Below are 16,276 nucleotides of genomic sequence, written 5' to 3'. Positions count from 1 at the left end.
GGCAAGCCGGGCCGGCTCACGCGATGCGCATCAATCGAGGTCCTCGGCCCGCGCCGGCATTTGCCGCACGAGCTCCCAGATCGCCTGCGCGGCGGGCGACAACGACCGGTCGCGGCGGCGCACGAGCTCGACGGTGCGTTCGGTGCGCGGCGTGAGCGGCCGCGCGACGAGCGTCGAGCCGGCGGGCAGCGGCAGCGACAGCCATGGCTGCACGCTCACGCCGACACCGGCCTCGACCAGCCCGAACACGGTCGCCGAATGCCCGAGTTCCTGCATGACCGTCGCGTTGACGCGATGCGTGGCCAGCGCCGCATCGATCAGCGGCCGGCTGCCCGACGCATGGTCGAGCAGCACGAGGCGCTCGCCGTCCAGCGCCGCCCACGGCACCTCGGACCGCGCCGCGAGCGGATGGTCGGCGCGCGCGACAAGGCAGAACGAATCGGTCATCAACGGTTCGCAGACGAGATCGGCGACCGTCAGCGGCCCGATCACGACGCCGAAATCGACTTCGCTCGACTTCACCTTGCGCAACACGTCGCTCTGTACGTCGTCGCGCAGGCCGAGCGTCACGAACGGGAACTGCCGCTCGCACGACGCCACCACGCGCGGCATCAGCCTGCATGCGATCGTCGGGCTTGCCGCGACGATCACGCGCCCGCGGCGCTGCTCGCCGATCTCGCGGATCTCGCGCAGCGTATCGTCGAGATCGTCGAGCAGGCGCGACACGCTCGCGATCAGATTCGCCCCGACGTCGGTCAGTTGCACGTCCCGCGTCGTGCGGTCGATCAGCTTCAGCCCGAGTTCGGCCTCGAGCTCGCGCACGCAGCGGCTGACCGCGGACTGCGTGAGCCCGATCTCGTCACCCGCCCGGCTGAAGCTCTTGAGCCGCGCGACTTCGATGAACACGCGAAGCTGGCGCAGCGTAACGTTCATCCCCTGACCTCATCAATCGTCGATATCGATGCGCGATTTTAATGCGCGAAACCGGCTTCGGTGACGAATCCGGCGTCCCTCGCCCATGTTTCGCTGCGGTGCAATACGTTCGCAAACGCACGTGACATGGGCGAATTGCACAAGATTGGTGATTGTCCCGATTTGCTCACGGGTTATTTTGGCGTCTTATACGCCCCTAGCTGACTTAGCCGTTAGCTCGCTGCCAAGCGGCTCTCGAGGGATTCACCTCCGACATGGCACGCTTCGTGCATTACCTTGCGCACAGGGTGCAGGTTTCGTCGGACGGAAGAGCAGAAACACCGCTGCCGGCCAACCGGACGCCCCCACCCGGCACTCGACGATCGAGTGCTTGAAGAGTGCGCGGCGCAGGGCAGCGCACCGGAGTTAGCTTCGCTGAGGTGAGGACATGATGCTGTTCGACGATTTGAGAGATAACGAATGGGCGCTGGTCGAGGGTCTGTTTTGCTCGGAACCCGCACGGAGTGAGCGGCGCGGCCGTCCTCGCGTGGAGGCTCGTTCGGTGGTCAACGCCGTGCTGTGGGTGCTGTCGACGGGCGAAGGCTGGTCCAAACTGCCGGGCCGCTATCCGTCCCCGCCGACCTGCCGCCGCCGCTTCGACGAATGGCAGGCGGACGGTACGCTCGCCGAAATCGTGAAGCGACTGGGCACGAGCGGCCGGCAGATTTCGCTGCGTGGACGCATCGGCGCAAGCGCGGCGAAGCCACCCGCGCCGCCGAGCCGCGACCGGCTGCGCGGCGCCTTCTGGACCAATCCGGAATCCTGGCGCGCGCCCGTCAAGATGGCGTAACGAATGCTCGATCGGGCGGCTTCGGCCGCCCGGTTTCTTTCTGCGACGCGATCTTGTTGCGCCGCATGCATTGCAGTCGATTACCGTTGTCGTGCCGCGAAACATCTATTTACCAATATTTACAGCAAGCCTGCACTCCCACGCTTACCTTAGCGACATATCAACAGGCCGCACGGACGGCTTGAAGGGAGCCCCGCCATGAAAACAATGTCACTGCTCGTTGCATGCGGCATTGTCGTTTCCGTGGCGCTCGCCGCTCCGGCCCATGCCGACGATCGCGTGAAACCGCCCCATCGCCAGCAGGATCACCGCAATACCCTCCGCCAGCCGCCGTCCGCCAACCCGTCCAGTCGGCAAACCGTGCCGCGCGGCGACTTGCGCGGCGACATCGCCAGCAACGCGCGGGCGCGCATCGGCTCTCAGTCGCCCGGCGTGCCACGCCATCCGTAGACGTCCTGCCGATTTCGAGATTTCGCGAAAGAAAATGTCCGCATCCGGGAACTGCGCCGCATGCGGCGGGTCAACATCGTTGCCATGAGCACAGCGTGGCAGCAGCAAAAGTATCCGGTACGCCCGTATCTTCGCGATACGGGCTTTTTTTGCGTCGCCGGCTCGCGCGGCGATGCATGGGGCGGGATGGAATACCGCTACAGACGGCTTTCGAGAATCGCCACGGCGCTCGCTTCGCTCAACGCGTAGTCGTCCATGCGGCGATCCGTCCAGGAAAGTAATTTCTCTTCGCGCTCGAGGCGCGAGAATTCGGCTCGACCGCTATCGGTCAGTACGGCAATGTCGACCGGTGCATGGAAGCCCGGTGCGGGGGCAACGGTCTTCTGCCGGACCGTGTCCATCAGCCCGAGCGAACGGAGATACTCGAACACGCCCGGGCGGCGTGCCCACGGTACCTGGCGGTACTGCACTCGTCTCAATGCGTCGAGCACCGCTTCGTTGGAATACGTGGCCATCTCGATTCTTTCTTAAAGTGCAGCGACAATGCGAAGCGGCGCGCCGGGCGGGGTCTCCGCCCGCCCCAACCGCCACCGATTCTGGAGGCCGACGTTCTCCGGCGTCGCGTCAGGGCCAGATCGTCAGTCCTCCATAAAAAGACACCATACCCCAATCAAATTGATTCTGTTCGATTCATTTGTACTTCTCTTCATCGGTTTCATGCTCTGCCGCAAGCAGCGTAGAACCATTTCGATCGCCGCCGTCGCGCTGTTCTGGCTGCTGGCGACGGGCTGGCTTGCGGCGCCGCTGATCGCCTGGACCGAGGCCGGCGTCACGCCGGTCGAACATCCCAACATGCGCGGGCGAACCACGCTCATCCTGATCGGCGCCGGCACGCGCCGCACCGACACCGGATTGCAGCCGCCGCCCGATGGCGTCGCGCGCATCCGCACGGTTGCGGCGCTCTATCGCACGTGCCGGCAACAGGCCGAACGCTGTACCGTGGTGATGTCGGGCGGCGACCCGCAGCATCACGGCGACACCGAGGCGGCCGTCTACGGGCGCCAGCTTGTCGCGCAAGGCGTGGCGCCGGCCGATCTCGTGCTCGAACCGAACAGCCGCACAACCTACGAAAACGCGAAATTCACTGCATCTATACTACGCCCACAGTATGACGACGCGCGCATTCTCGTCACGTCGTCGTACCAGATGCGCCGGGCCCTGCTCGACTTCCGCCATTTCGGCATCGATCCGCAACCTGTTTATGCGAATCGCCGACGCGCGCAAACGGGCTGGCTGCCGCGCTGGCGCAACGTGGCCAACGCCGAGCAGGCGTTGCACGAACTGGTCGGGATCGCGCAATTCCACGTATATCGTTGGCTCGGCTGGTTTTGACGACATCGTGAAAATCGGCGCGAAAATCGCGGCTCCACCCTCGATGGCCGACGCGTGACGAACTGCGCGGAGTGTTGCGCGACTTCAACGGGGCCTTGCATCGTGCGACGATCCGGTGCACATTGATCCGTCACTTTTGTTACACTCGACACGCACTCGATTGCAGTCGCCAGACAAAACGGCAACACTCGGGTTCATCACCACTTAGCGGAGGTAAAGCAATGAAGAAGACGTCCCTGGCTATCCTGGTAGCGATGTCGGCGCTGACTGGCGCAGCGTATGCGCAAGAGAGCACGCAGATCCAGACCATCACCGATCCGGCCAAGATCGCCGAGATCGAGCAGCGCGCACAAGCGCTGCAACAGCAACAAGCGGCCGAAGCGGCTCAGCCGGCGGCGCAGGAAGAGCATCACCACGGCAAGAAGGCTGCGCATCACAAGGCAGCAGCGAAGAAGGCCGCCAAGAAGGCGAAGGCTGCAGACGCTGCCAGCCAGTAAGTTCGGCGGCACCGCTCCAGCGAAAAGCCGAATCCGGGCAACCGGGTTCGGCTTTTTTGGTTGCGGCGCCCGCGCGCTGTGCTAAAGTCGCGCACCGAAATTTTCCACCCGTGCGCACCCCGGTGCGGAGGACAGCATGAGCAACATTCAACTCGACATCGAGTGGACCGAAGCCGCCACTCGCAAGATCAAGCAACTGATGCCCCGCGGCTCGGACGACGCGCTCCTCGCGCTGCCGCCGATCGAGTGTCTGCCGATGGAGGGCGACGTGCTGTTCCTCGGCCCGCAAGGCAAGCAGCAGCCGTTCATCGTTGCCGAGCGCCAGTATCACCACGACGGCGACGCCGACTGGACGATCATCCTGATCCTCGACGTACCCAGCGCGTCACACTGACGCGCCGCCGCGACCGGACACGTCCGGTCGCCCCACTCCGCCGCACTCCGGCTCAGACGAGTTTCGACAGCACGCGGATTTCGGAACGCTCGATCCAGTCCGCGGCCGCTTCGCGATAGGCGAGAATGTGCGCGGAACGCGCATGAGCGGCCAGCGCCTCCTCGCTCTCCCAACGCTCGACGAATACGAATCGCGCGGGCTCCCTCAGATCCCGGTGCAGGTCATACTGCAACGCCCCCGCTTCGTTGCGGGTTGGTTCGACGATTCCCTCGAGCACGACGCGCAGTTTTTCCTCGGCGCCCGGCTTCGCCACGATCAGCGCCACGACTGCGATTTCCGCCATTCCCGCCTCCCTCATCCGAAAAAGTCCGAGAATACGCGCATCGCGCGCCGGCGACGCCGATACGGCGTGACAACGCCACAAAAAAATAGCCCGCGCTTCAGAGAAGCGCGGGCGAAACCGTCGCCCTACGAGGATAGGCGACGGGGCCATCGAGATCCGCACGCTGGCGCGGATCGTCATCTGTTGACCGACGCTTGTCGCGACGGCATTTGAAAGGCGTCGATACCGTTGTTTAGGCGCTCGCGGCGCATTCCGGACTCTGACGCCATCCTCCCTGCTCTAACGATTCGAACATATAAAGCAGGTTGCGTGCCAAGCATCCAATCCACCTTCACCCCATTGATTCATAAGGATAATTTTTATATCAGCGACAATGTGACACGTGTTCCGTCGTCGTAACGCGACGGATGTTACGTAACGTCACGAGGCAGGGCCGAACCACCCGAACGCGCGCCCGCGCCGGCGAGCGGCCATGAAAAAAGCCCGCCGAACGGCGGGCTTTTCAAGGGTGTGGGAAACGCCGGGATCAGCGGAGCTGATTCACGAGCAACCCCATGATCTGGCGAGCCGGCGACGACGTGTCGATCGCGCCCGCATCGTCGACGACCGCGACGCGCGTCTGATCGGCCGTGAGCGCCTTCACGTTGACGCGATACTGCTTCGCCTGCTTTTCCTTCTTGCCGTGGAACAGCTGGCTCCAGAAGCCCTGCTCGGCCGAGCTCAGATCCTTCGGGTCGACGTAGCGCACGAAATACAGGCCCTTCGAGCGATCGCGATCGTCGACCGTGAAGTTCGCGCGATCGAGCGCGAGACCGACGTGCAGCCACGACCGGTCGTACGGCTCGCCGAGCGTGACTTCGGACGGCACGGCTGCTTCCGCCGCGTCGCTGCCTTGCGCCGACGTGCGCGAGACGTTCTGCGCCGCAATCGCCGCGGCAGCCTTCGACGACGCGTCGGTATCCGCCTTCTTGTCCTTCGGTACCACGTTGTCCTTGATGTTCGCGATCGGAGCCTCGCCGTTCTTCGCGCGCTGCTCGTTCTGCGCGAGGACAGCCATCAACCGCTTCAGGTATTCCGTCTCGAGCGCCGGATCGTTCGGCTTCGGTTCCCATTTGCTCGAATCGTTGTTCGCGCCGGTGATCGCCTCGCGCATGCCCTTCTGGCTGATGAACACATAGGTGCCGCCGTTCGGCGCCGAATCGAGACGCGTGCGGTACTTGTTGCGCTCGGCCGTCACGTACGAATTGCCCATCGCCTTCGAGATCACGCTGCGGATCAGGCCGTCGTTGATCTGCGGATGGGTTTCGTTCCAGTCGGTTTCCATCACGCCCTTGTCGCGCTGGTCGACCACCAGCAGGAAGCCCTGCTCCTGCCAGAAACGGCGAACCTGCGGCCAGATCGCGGCCGGCTGCTTGCCGTCGATCACGAGCCAGCTTTCCGTGCCGTCGCGCTGGATATGCATGCCGGCCACGGCCGGCGCGACGGTGTCCAGCGCAGGCGCGGCCTGCTGGACCTGCTGGAGCGCGGACAGGGAAGTCGCGCCGCCCTGGGGCGGCAGCGAACGCTGATCGGCCGTCTCGTCGAGCATGTTGGGCGGCACTGCGAGCGACGCTTCCTTCGATTTCGAATCGCTCTTGTAGTCCACTTTCGTGGGCGACGACGTACCGCAACCGGCGACGAGCGCGCCGGTGGCGAGCACTGCAGCGAACCGCATGGTAAGACGAAGATCAGTCATGTTCGGGGAATCCTCTTCCGCTAAATCACGGCGCTTTCCGTGGATCAACCTTGCATTTTACCGGGGCCGCGCTGCGATGTGCAAAAAAGCGACGGCCAAGAAAAAACCCGCGTCAGCCTGAGCTGACGCGGGTTCTTGTCTGGTCGGGGCGAGAGGATTTGAACCTCCGACCACCTGCACCCCATGCAGGTACGCTACCAGGCTGCGCTACGCCCCGAAAGAAAAAAATTATAACAGACAGTTTCCCGGTTTAGAACGGGTCGCATGCATTTTGTGCATGTTCCCGTGAAATTTTTTGGTTCGATGGCGCGCATGCAAGCGACCTGCGGCGGTGCCCCCGTCGCCGTCACCGCTTGCGCGCGACACAGATGACCGTCAGGCCGGCAACGCGATTGAAGCGGAACATCGGCAACTCGATGCGGCAGATCGTCTTGAGCAAGCCGTTGACGAACGGATGATGACGACGCAATTGCGACGCGGGCTCGCGCGGATGCGAACGTGCCCGCTCGCCGAGCCGCAATGCGGCCGCGAGCGGAAACGTGAGGCCGAAATAATAGGCGCCGCGCTCGACGTCGAGCCCTGCACGCCGGACCACGTTCTCCAGCCCGCCGAGCGTATACCTGCGCTTGTGCTCGAGGAAATCGTCGTGGCCGCTCCACAGGAACTGGAACGCGGGCACCGTGATCAGGAACCGGCTGCCCGAAGGCGCGCCCTGCACATACTGCGTCAGCAGTCCGACGTCGTCGTCCACATGCTCTAACACGTCCATCAGCAACACGAGATCGGCATCGAATCGATCGACGGAGCGCCGAAAGTGAATGGGCTTGCCGGCCGCCTCGCCGTCGCTGTCGTCGGCATAGCTCGTATCGACACACCATGCTTCCGTCGCCTGCGTGCGTTCGAGCAGATGCTTCGAGAAAAACCCGGAGCCCGCCCCGACGTCGAGTATCCGGTTCGTGCCTGACGCGCCGAGGAACCGGCGAATCGCGCTCGCCTTCGACGCGTAGTACCAGTGATCGCCCACCCCCGCACCCAGTACGTCGACTTCCTTCAGGTCCATGGCGCTTCCCCGTGATGGCTGCAGTGTTGTGATGTCGAACCCGCCACTGATGCCGATCTTACCCCGCCGCCGTCGCCGATCGTATCCGTCGATGCCCGGGGCCGCGCCGCCTCTGCATCGGGCGAAACCCGTGCCGCCCAACGCGGGCCACGAGTTTTCAGGATCGCTTCGAACGATAGCCACCGGCGGCCCGCACAAACCAAACGACCGTTTGATCCGGCCGTACCCCCGGCGCGAATCCGTTGTCTGGCCGCCCGCCGGCGCGGCGCGCCGGGGCGGCGGTTGTTTGGTGACGCCGCTCTAGCGCGCTATGACACACTGCACGGCATCGACGCTCGCGCCGGGCACTGGCGCGCCGCCGTCGATCAAGACAAGACATGGAGACAGACGATGCGGAATGCGGTCCGGCGCGGCCATCGCTCGCCTTTGGCAATTTTCGACTGGTTTTCCGGCCGGCGACGCACGGCCGCCCCGCGGTCGCACACGACATCCCGCCTGTTCGGCTACGGCGCGCTGGTGCTCGCACTACTCTGCGCCGGCTGCGCGGAATCCGCCGCGCAGCGCGACAGCAACACATCCATCGCATCCACGAAGATCGAACGCGCCAAGGCCGAGCGCCTCGCGCGCGAACGGCAGCTCGCGCGCACCGTGCCGTCGCTCGCGTCGATCAGCCTCACGCAGCCGCGCCCGTTCACGCTGCGCGACTCGGGCCAGAACGGCGCGATGACGTTCCTGCGCGACGTCGATTTCCGCGTCGTCAACAATCTCGGCTTCTTCATCCACCAGTTGTCGGCCACGCTCGTGCCGACGCAAGCCGGCGCGCCGATCGTATTCGACGATCCGACCAGCTTCGAGATCGACGTGCACGAAGGCACGGTCACGCTCGACAACGCGAAGCTGACCGCCCTCTTCAACACCTACATCTTCGGCTATCGCAACGCGCCGCTGCGCAAGCTCGCGGTGTCGGCCGGCGACGGCGTGATCCATCTGCAAGGCGAGATGCGGCGCGACGGCTGGGTACCGTTCTCGCTGACCGGCACGCTCGCGGTCCGCGACGGCAGCCAGCTCGTGTTCCACCCGACCGGCGTACGCGTGTCGGGCCTCGACGCGCAGCCGGTGATGCGCGCGGCCAACGTGAAAATGGCCGACCTGTTGAAGGTGCAGACGCCGATCGCGCAACTCGCCGGCGACGATCTCGTGATGGCCGTCGACAAGCTGATGCCGCCGCCGCGCCTGAAACTCACGATCACCGCCATGCGCGTGACGCCGGCCGGCCTCGACCTGAAGCTCGACGACGGCACGCATGCCGGCTTCGCGATGCCCGCGAACGCGCCGCAGCAGGCGATGGTCATCCGCGGCGGCGACGTGAAATTCATGCGCTCGATGCCGATGAACGCGGACATCCTGATCGGGCCGGTCGACCCGTCGAAACGCGACCAGACGTTCGTGTTCGACCTGTATCACTATCGCGACCAGGTATCGGCCGGCTACTTCAACTTCGACGAAAGCGGCGCGATGACGATCCGGATGCCTTCGTATACGGGCCCGGCCAGCGGCGCGGCGCTCGGCAACGCGACCGCACGCCTGAACGACAGCTTCCTCGCCGCGCAGCAGAATGCGCTGCGCGACGTGCGCCAGCACTGGGAAGCGTCCGCGCTCGCGGCGGACGCGATGCGGCCCGGCATGCAGAAGGTCACGATGCGACGCACGTCGACGACGCCGTTCAACGAACGGTACGTATCGAACCGCAACCCGACGATCCATCTGCGCAACGTCGATTTCAACCTGTCCGGTGACATCGGCTTTCATGTCGACGATCTCGACGTGGAACTCGTGTCGAAGCGCCCGGGCGAACCCGTCGATCTCGACGACCCGAACCAGTACGACATCCGCATTCTCGGCGGCACGGTCGTCGAGTCGTGGAAGGCGATGTCGGCGCTGTTCAACAACTACCTGCTCGACTATTCGCCGCGCTCGCTGAACGACCTCCAACTGAGCGCGGACGGCCAGAACCTGCGCGTCCAGGGCGGCATCAAGCTGTGGAATCACGTACCGGGTGTCTGGCTGCCGACCGACATGAAGGGCTCGCTGACGGTGCTCGACGATCGGCATCTCGCCTTCACGCCGTCGCAGGTGTCGGTGCTCGGCATCCCGCAGGCCACGCTGCTGCGCTCGCTCGGCATCGAGCTCTCGTCGCTGACGCCGTTGCGGCGACGCGGCGCGGAACTGCGCGGCGACACGCTCGTGCTCGACCAGTACACCGTGTTCCCGCCGCCCGTGCTGAACGGCAAGCTGGCCCAGGCCACCGTCGAGCGCGATGGACTGCGTCTCACGTTCCGGCGCGCGGCGGGCGCGCCCGCGCCGAAGCGGCCGCAGATCGACGCGCCAAGCTACATGTGGATGGAAGGCGGCGACATGAAAATGTTCAACGTGCTCGAACTGAACGTGCGCGCGCTGATCCGGAATTCGGCCGAGGCCGGTCCGATGCGGTTCGACCTGTACGACTATCGCAGCCAGGTCGCGCAGGGCTCGGTGCGGATGCTGCCGGACGGCACGCTGGTCGTCGACACCGGACAGAAGAATCCGCTTGCGTCGCGCTGATCCGCAAGCAAGCACGGCCCGCATGAAAAAAGCCCGGTGGCAGATCGCCAACCGGGCTTTCCAACGCATCCTGCGCGGCGCGCACTCAGTCGTGTTTCAGTCCGTCGATCACGTCCAGCAACGCAAGCCGCAACGCAATGACGTCGACGTTTTCGCCGGGCTTGCCCGCCCCACGTGCATCGTTTGCCTGCGTGTCGGATTCGACCGGCTCCGCCGCGGCCCGCTCGCTGCCCGGCGAATCGAGCCGGTTGCGCGCGCCGTTGATCGTGAAGCCCTGCTCATACAGCAACTCGCGAATCCGCCGGATCAGCAGCACCTCGTGATGCTGGTAATACCGCCGGTTGCCGCGCCGCTTCACCGGCCGCAACTGAGTGAATTCCTGTTCCCAGTAACGCAGCACATGTGGCTTGACCCCGCACAGCTCGCTGACTTCGCCGATCGTGAAGTAGCGCTTCGCGGGAATCGGAGGCAAAACGACTTTCTCAACCGTGGTGGTCATCGTCGGTTAACCGTCGGTAAGGGATGCGCGGGGCCGCGCAGGGGCGCCGGCGCGTGTTACTCCGCGCCGTTTTCGACCAGCGCCTTCAGTTTCTGGCTCGCGTGGAAGGTTACCACCCGGCGGGCCGCGATCGGAATCGCCTCGCCCGTCTTCGGATTGCGGCCCGGGCGCTGCGGCTTGTCGCGCAACTGGAAATTGCCGAACCCCGACAGCTTGACGCTTTCACCGTTTTCGAGCGCGTCGCGGATCACTTCGAAAAACGCCTCGACCATGTCCTTCGCTTCACGCTTGTTCAGCCCGACGCTGTCGAACAACAGCTCCGCCAGTTCCGCCTTCGTCAGCGTCGGCGTCTCGGTGGACGCCGGCGCCGACGCGTCGCGGTTCATCGCGCTGCGTTGCGCCGTCAGGAGGGCTTCGAATTCACTCGAGGTCATGTCGTTCATATCTGCCATACAGCGCGTTGAATCAAAACTTACAATGGAAAAAAGCCGCCCGTGAACGGGCGGGCCCTCTCCTTAGCCGCGCAGACGCGCACCGGCATGCGCCATCCGCTCGACCAGCGTCTGGATCGCCTGCTCGACGACCTCGTCCTGCAGCGTGCCAGCCGCGTCCTGCAGCGTCACGCGGAAGGCAAGGCTCTTCTCGTTCGCGGCAAGGCCACCGGAAGTATTTGATTTTGCACGAAATTCGTCGAAGAGTACAACCTTCTGAACGAATCGGCAGGCGTCTTCCGCAAGCGCCTTCTTCATTTCGTCGAAAAGGGCCTGTACCTCGACCGCCTGATCGACGACAACGGCGATATCGCGACGGACCGGCGGGAATTTCGACACGTCGGTCGGCGCGGGCAGCGCACGTGCGATCAGCGCGTCCGCGTCGATCTCGAACATCACCGGCGCGTGCGGCAGCTCGTACTTCTGCATCAGACGCGGATGCAGTTCGCCGATCCAGCCGACCGCGCGGCCGTCGACCTCGATGCGTGCGCTGCGGCCCGGATGAAGGGCCGGATGCTCGGCCTTCACGAAGCGTGCCACCGCCGGCGCGAGCAGCGCTTCGAGATCGCCCTTCACGTCGAAGAAATCGACCGCGCGGGTCGCCACGCCCCACTGCTCGTCGAGTGCCGGACCGTACGCAAGCGCACCGACGCGCTTCGGCTGCGCATGACCCTCGACCGCCAGCTCGCCGGCCTTCACCGACGGATCAGCGACGAACACGCGGCCCGACTCGAACACGCGCACACGATCGGCGCGACGGTTCAGGTTGTGGCGCAGCACGGCGATCAGGCTGCCGAACAGCGTCGTGCGCATCACCGAAAGCTGGCTCGCGATCGGATTCAGCAGACGAATCGGGTTGTCGTTGCCCGCGAAATCGCGCTCCCACTCCGCATCGACGAAGCTGAAGTTGACGGTTTCCGCGTAGTCGCGCGCGGCCAGCGCGTGACGGATGTCGTGGATCGAACGCCGCGTCTCGTGGGTCGCGCGCATTTCGCTCGTCGCGACCGGCGGCCGCGCGGGGATCTTCTCGAAGCCGTAGATGCGCGCCACTTCCTCGATCAGGTCTTCCTCGATCTCGATGTCGAAGCGGTGCGACGGCGGCGTGACGAGGAACGCGTCGTCTTCACGCTCGAACGGCAGGCCGAGGCGCGTGAAGATGTTCGCGATCTCGTCGGCGCCGATCTTCACGCCGATGATGCGGTTCGCGCGCGACACGCGCATCTTCACCGGCGCGCGCTGCGGCAGGTTCACCGCCTGATCGTCGACCGGGCCGGCCTTGCCGCCGCAGATCTCGAGGATCAGTTGCGTGATGCGCTCGACGTGTTCGACGGTCGTCGCGTAATCGACGCCGCGCTCGAAGCGATGGGCCGCATCGGTCGAGAAGTTGTACTTGCGCGCGCGGCCGCGGATGCTGTCCGGCCACCAGAACGCGGCTTCCAGGTAGATGTTGGTCGTATCGAGCGTGACGGCCGTGCTGTCGCCGCCCATGATGCCGGCCAGGCTTTCGACCTGACGGTCGTCCGCAATCACGCCGACCGTTTCGTCGAGTTCGACCGTGTTGCCGTTGAGCAGCTTCAGCGATTCGCCGCGCTTGCCCCAGCGAACCTCGATGCCGCCGTGGATCTTGTCGAGATCGAACACGTGCGACGGGCGGCCGAGCTCGAACATCACGTAGTTCGAAATGTCGACGAGCGCGGACACGCTGCGCTGGCCCGAACGCTCGAGGCGCTCCACCATCCACTGCGGCGTCTTCGCGCGCGCGTTCACGCCGCGGATCACGCGGCCCGAAAAACGGCCGCATAGATCCGGCGCGGCGATGCGCACCGGCAGCGTTTCGTCGAGCTCGACGTTCACCGGGCGGATGTCGACCGGCGTCAGCGGCGCGCCGGTGATCGCGGCCGCCTCGCGCGCGATGCCGAATACCGACAGGCAGTCGGCCTTGTTCGGCGTCAGCTTGATTTCGAAGATCGTGTCGTCGAGATTGAGGGTTTCGCGGATGTCCTGGCCGATCGGCGTGTCTTCCGGCAGGATCAGCAGCCCGCTGTGGTCTTCCGACAGCTTCAGCTCGCGCGCCGAGCACAGCATCCCCTGGCTCTCCACGCCGCGCAGCTTCGACAGCTTGATCGCGAACGGCTTGCCACCCTCTTCCGCCGGCGGCAGTTCCGCGCCCACCAGCGCGACCGGCACCTTGATGCCGGGCGCCACGTTCGGCGCGCCGCAGACGATGTTCAGCGTCGCGCCGGTGCCGGCGTCGACCTGGCAGACATTGAGCTTGTCCGCATCCGGATGCTTGACGACTTCGAGCACGCGGCCGACGACGATCTTCGACGTCGGCGGCGCCGCCTTGCTCAGCGATTCGACTTCGAGCCCCGCCATCGTCAGCGCGTGCGACAGCTCGTCGGTCGTCAGCTGCGGGTCGACAAAGGTTCTCAACCAGGATTCAGGGAATTGCATGGATGTCTACGTTCGAAACAGGTTAGATCGGCGCCCGGGCCCCGTCGGAAACATCCGGCGGGGGCATGCACGGGCACATGTCGGCGCGGCGAGCAGCGTTACGCGAACTGGCGCAGGAAACGCAGATCGTTCTCGAAGAACAGCCGCAGATCCTGCACGCCGTAGCGCAGCATCGTCAGGCGCTCGAGGCCGCTGCCGAACGCGAAACCGATGTAGCGCTCGGGGTCGAGGCCCATGTTGCGGATCACGGTCGGATGCACCTGGCCCGAGCCGGAAATTTCGAGCCACTTGCCGGCGTTCTTGCCTTGCTCGAACATCATGTCGATCTCGGCCGACGGTTCCGTGAACGGGAAATACGACGGACGGAAGCGCACGAGGATGTCGTCGCGCTCGAAGAATTTTTTCAGGAAGTCGGTATAGACGCCCTTGAGATCGGCGAAGCTGATGTTTTCGTCGATCCACAGCCCCTCGACCTGATTGAACATCGGCGAGTGGGTCGCATCGCTGTCGACGCGATACGTGCGGCCCGGCGCGATCACCTTGATCGGCGGACGGTTCATGCGCGCATAACGCACCTGCATCGGGCTCGTGTGCGTGCGCAGCAGCAACTGGCGGCCGTCGGCATCCTTGCCTTCGACGTAGAAGGTGTCCTGCATCGAACGCGCCGGATGGTTCTCCGGGCTGTTCAGCGACGTGAAGTTGTACCAGTCGGTCTCGATTTCGGGGCCGTCGGCCACGTCGAAACCGATCGAGCCGAAAATCCGTTCGACCCGCTCCCACGTGCGCATCACCGGGTGCAGGCTGCCTGCGCCGGCGCCGCGGCCCGGCAGCGTCACGTCGATCGCTTCGGCGGTGAGGCGCTGATTCAGCAGCGCGTCGGCCAGTGCCTGGCGACGGGCGGTGAGCGCGGCTTCAACCTGCTGCTTCGCGACGTTGATGCGTGCGCCTTCGGTCTTGCGTGCTTCGGGATCGAGCTTGCCGAGGCCCTTGAGCAACTCGGTCAGCGCACCCGATTTACCGAGAAATCGAGCTTTCTCGTTTTCGAGCGTGGTGATGTCGGCAGCCTGTTCGAAGGACTGCTGCGCGTCGGCGACAATCTGGTCCAGATCCATAGATCCCATCATTTCCAACGTCATTCGGTCTTGGCGAGAAAATCTACTCACCAAACAAAAAAGGGGCTCGGAAGAGCCCCGTTTTCGCTGCAGCGGCCGAGACTACCGGAACCTCGCTGCAACTAACCACGCAGTGCTAATTTCGCAATTAGGCTGCAACGGCGGCTTTCACCTGCTTGACGATCGCAGCAAAAGCAGCCTTGTCGAACACCGCCATGTCGGCCAGCACCTTACGGTCGAGTTCGATCGACGCCTTCTTCAGGCCGTTGATGAACACGCTGTAGGTCATGTCGTGCTGGCGAACTGCCGCGTTGATACGCGTGATCCACAGTGCGCGGAACACACGCTTCTTGTTGCGGCGATCGCGGTACGCGTACTGACCAGCGCGCATCACCGCCTGCTTGGCGATGCGGTAGACGTTATTGCGACGGCCGCGATAACCCTTGGCCAGGTTGATGATCTTCTTGTGGCGGGCCCGTGCGGTTACCCCACGTTTGACTCGAGGCATGTTTCTCTCCTTGGAGTATCAGTTGAGGGGTTACGCGAACGGGAGCATCGCGCGGACGGAGTTCAGATCGGAATCGTGAACTGCCGTTGCGCCGCGCAGATGGCGCTTGTTCTTCGTGGTTTTCTTGGTCAGGATGTGGCGCTTGAAGGCTTGACCGCGCTTGACGGTACCGCCCGGACGCACCACGAAGCGCTTTGCAGCGCTCTTCTTGGTCTTCATCTTAGGCATGACGAACAACTCCAGTTTATTAGATGGCGATGGGTGTGCGGTTGGCTTGCGCCCTTGACCCGCCCTTCGAAACCCAGTCCACTTGTGTACGGCGAACCGCTTGCGCAGCCGCCGTCGTTGCTGGCGCGCCGCCCTGAGCGGGCAACGCGCCGAACCACTGTCGAACCTGCGCGCGATGCGCGCGGGCCCGTTACTTCTTTTTCTTCGGCGAGAGCACCATGATCATCTGGCGCCCTTCCATCTTCGGCATCTGCTCGACCTGGCCGACTTCGTCGAGATCCGTGCGCAGACGCTCGAGCATCCGCATACCGATTTCCTGGTGAGCCATTTCGCGGCCGCGGAAACGCAACGTGATCTTCGTCTTGTCGCCCTCTTCGAGGAAGCGCACGAGATTGCGGAGCTTGACGTTGTAATCCCCGTCATCGGTACCCGGACGGAACTTGACTTCCTTGACCTGGATGACCTTCTGCTTCAGCTTCGCTTCGTGCTGCTTCTTCGATTCCTGGTACTTGAACTTGCCGTAATCCATCAGACGGCAAACCGGCGGCACCGCTTGCGGCGCGATTTCCACCAGGTCAACATCCAGTTCTTCCGATTTACGGAAAGCGTCAGCGAGTTTTACGATACCGAGCGGTTCATTCTCGATCCCGACCAGGCGCACTTCCGGCGCAGTGATTTCACCGTTGATGCGGTGCGACGACTTATCAGTAGCGATGTTACGTTTCCTCTAAAAATTAAAAAAACGAGCCG

17 protein-coding genes, 1 tRNA gene and 1 pseudogene are annotated in these 16,276 nt (G+C 64.2%); 6 read left to right on the top strand and 13 right to left on the bottom strand.

What is annotated here, in order from left to right; translation table 11 throughout:
- Positions 1-30: 30 nt before the first annotated feature.
- On the bottom strand, positions 31-933 hold the full coding sequence (locus tag LGM42_RS05065; protein ID WP_060318259.1) for a LysR family transcriptional regulator: 903 nt from the start codon (positions 931-933) through the stop codon (positions 31-33).
- 430 nt (positions 934-1,363) lie between these two features.
- Between LGM42_RS05065 and LGM42_RS05060 the strand changes: the two are divergent.
- Both LGM42_RS05060 and LGM42_RS05055 read left to right on the top strand, forming a co-directional pair.
- Positions 1,364-1,759 (top strand): annotated as a pseudogene (locus LGM42_RS05060) (transposase); the annotation flags it as partial.
- Between the two features lie 201 nt (positions 1,760-1,960).
- A complete protein-coding gene (locus LGM42_RS05055; RefSeq protein WP_060965968.1) occupies positions 1,961-2,212 on the top strand; it encodes a hypothetical protein in 252 nt (83 codons plus the stop codon).
- 197 nt (positions 2,213-2,409) lie between these two features.
- Here LGM42_RS05055 and LGM42_RS05050 read toward each other — a convergent pair whose 3' ends face one another.
- On the bottom strand, positions 2,410-2,727 hold the full coding sequence (locus LGM42_RS05050; RefSeq protein ID WP_059575782.1) for a hypothetical protein: 318 nt from the start codon (positions 2,725-2,727) through the stop codon (positions 2,410-2,412).
- Positions 2,728-2,887: 160 nt separating this feature from the next.
- Between LGM42_RS05050 and LGM42_RS05045 the strand changes: the two genes are divergently transcribed.
- The 3 genes from LGM42_RS05045 (at position 2,888) to LGM42_RS05035 (ending at position 4,495) form a co-directional block, all read left to right on the top strand.
- Positions 2,888-3,604, top strand: a complete 717-nt coding sequence (locus LGM42_RS05045; RefSeq protein ID WP_226232031.1) for a YdcF family protein — start codon at positions 2,888-2,890, stop codon at positions 3,602-3,604.
- A 221-nt stretch (positions 3,605-3,825) separates the two neighbouring features.
- Positions 3,826-4,101 carry a hypothetical protein gene (locus LGM42_RS05040; protein ID WP_059575785.1) on the top strand — a complete coding sequence of 92 codons (276 nt, stop codon included), beginning with the start codon at positions 3,826-3,828 and terminating at the stop codon, positions 4,099-4,101.
- A 136-nt stretch (positions 4,102-4,237) separates the two neighbouring features.
- Entirely contained in the window at positions 4,238-4,495 is a 258-nt protein-coding gene (locus LGM42_RS05035; protein ID WP_226231722.1) for a DNA-binding protein, read from the top strand.
- A gap of 52 nt (positions 4,496-4,547) precedes the next feature.
- On the opposite strand, the gene LGM42_RS05030 is transcribed toward LGM42_RS05035, so the two are convergent.
- From LGM42_RS05030 to LGM42_RS05015, 4 genes are all read right to left on the bottom strand, one after another.
- Positions 4,548-4,838, bottom strand: a complete 291-nt coding sequence (locus LGM42_RS05030; protein ID WP_226232030.1) for a putative quinol monooxygenase — start codon at positions 4,836-4,838, stop codon at positions 4,548-4,550.
- A gap of 526 nt (positions 4,839-5,364) precedes the next feature.
- A complete protein-coding gene (bamC, locus tag LGM42_RS05025) occupies positions 5,365-6,573 on the bottom strand; it encodes an outer membrane protein assembly factor BamC (RefSeq protein ID WP_060318250.1) in 1,209 nt (402 codons plus the stop codon).
- A gap of 140 nt (positions 6,574-6,713) precedes the next feature.
- Positions 6,714-6,790, bottom strand: a tRNA-Pro gene (locus LGM42_RS05020).
- 129 nt (positions 6,791-6,919) lie between these two features.
- Entirely contained in the window at positions 6,920-7,633 is a 714-nt protein-coding gene (locus LGM42_RS05015; protein WP_060318247.1) for a class I SAM-dependent methyltransferase, read from the bottom strand.
- A 390-nt stretch (positions 7,634-8,023) separates the two neighbouring features.
- Here LGM42_RS05015 and LGM42_RS05010 point away from each other — a divergent pair, with 390 nt between their 5' ends.
- Positions 8,024-10,234: a hypothetical protein gene (locus tag LGM42_RS05010; RefSeq protein ID WP_226231721.1), complete on the top strand. Its 2,211-nt coding sequence runs from the start codon at positions 8,024-8,026 to the stop codon at positions 10,232-10,234.
- A gap of 85 nt (positions 10,235-10,319) precedes the next feature.
- Here LGM42_RS05010 and LGM42_RS05005 read toward each other — a convergent pair whose 3' ends face one another.
- From LGM42_RS05005 to infC, 7 genes are all read right to left on the bottom strand, one after another.
- Positions 10,320-10,733, bottom strand: coding sequence for a MerR family transcriptional regulator (locus LGM42_RS05005; RefSeq protein ID WP_226231720.1), 414 nt, complete (start codon positions 10,731-10,733; stop codon positions 10,320-10,322).
- 56 nt (positions 10,734-10,789) lie between these two features.
- Complete coding sequence (locus tag LGM42_RS05000) at positions 10,790-11,176, bottom strand: integration host factor subunit alpha (RefSeq protein WP_006486093.1); 387 nt, start codon at positions 11,174-11,176, stop codon at positions 10,790-10,792.
- Between the two features lie 72 nt (positions 11,177-11,248).
- Positions 11,249-13,678 carry a phenylalanine--tRNA ligase subunit beta gene (gene pheT, locus LGM42_RS04995; protein WP_226231719.1) on the bottom strand — a complete coding sequence of 810 codons (2,430 nt, stop codon included), beginning with the start codon at positions 13,676-13,678 and terminating at the stop codon, positions 11,249-11,251.
- Between the two features lie 98 nt (positions 13,679-13,776).
- Entirely contained in the window at positions 13,777-14,790 is a 1,014-nt protein-coding gene (gene pheS, locus LGM42_RS04990; protein ID WP_034190158.1) for a phenylalanine--tRNA ligase subunit alpha, read from the bottom strand.
- Between the two features lie 148 nt (positions 14,791-14,938).
- Positions 14,939-15,298, bottom strand: a complete 360-nt coding sequence (rplT, locus tag LGM42_RS04985) for a 50S ribosomal protein L20 (protein WP_004192938.1) — start codon at positions 15,296-15,298, stop codon at positions 14,939-14,941.
- Between the two features lie 30 nt (positions 15,299-15,328).
- Positions 15,329-15,526 carry a 50S ribosomal protein L35 gene (rpmI, locus tag LGM42_RS04980; RefSeq protein ID WP_004191477.1) on the bottom strand — a complete coding sequence of 66 codons (198 nt, stop codon included), beginning with the start codon at positions 15,524-15,526 and terminating at the stop codon, positions 15,329-15,331.
- Positions 15,527-15,716: 190 nt separating this feature from the next.
- Positions 15,717-16,241 (bottom strand): translation initiation factor IF-3, encoded by a 525-nt coding sequence (gene infC, locus LGM42_RS04975; protein WP_081066449.1) that lies wholly within the window; start codon positions 16,239-16,241, stop codon positions 15,717-15,719.
- Between the last annotated feature and the right edge of the window lie 35 nt (positions 16,242-16,276).

Source organism: Burkholderia sp. AU39826 (assembly GCF_020419965.1).
Taxonomy (GTDB): Bacteria; Pseudomonadota; Gammaproteobacteria; order Burkholderiales; family Burkholderiaceae; genus Burkholderia; species Burkholderia semiarida.
This window is presented reverse-complemented; position numbering and strand designations above follow the sequence as displayed.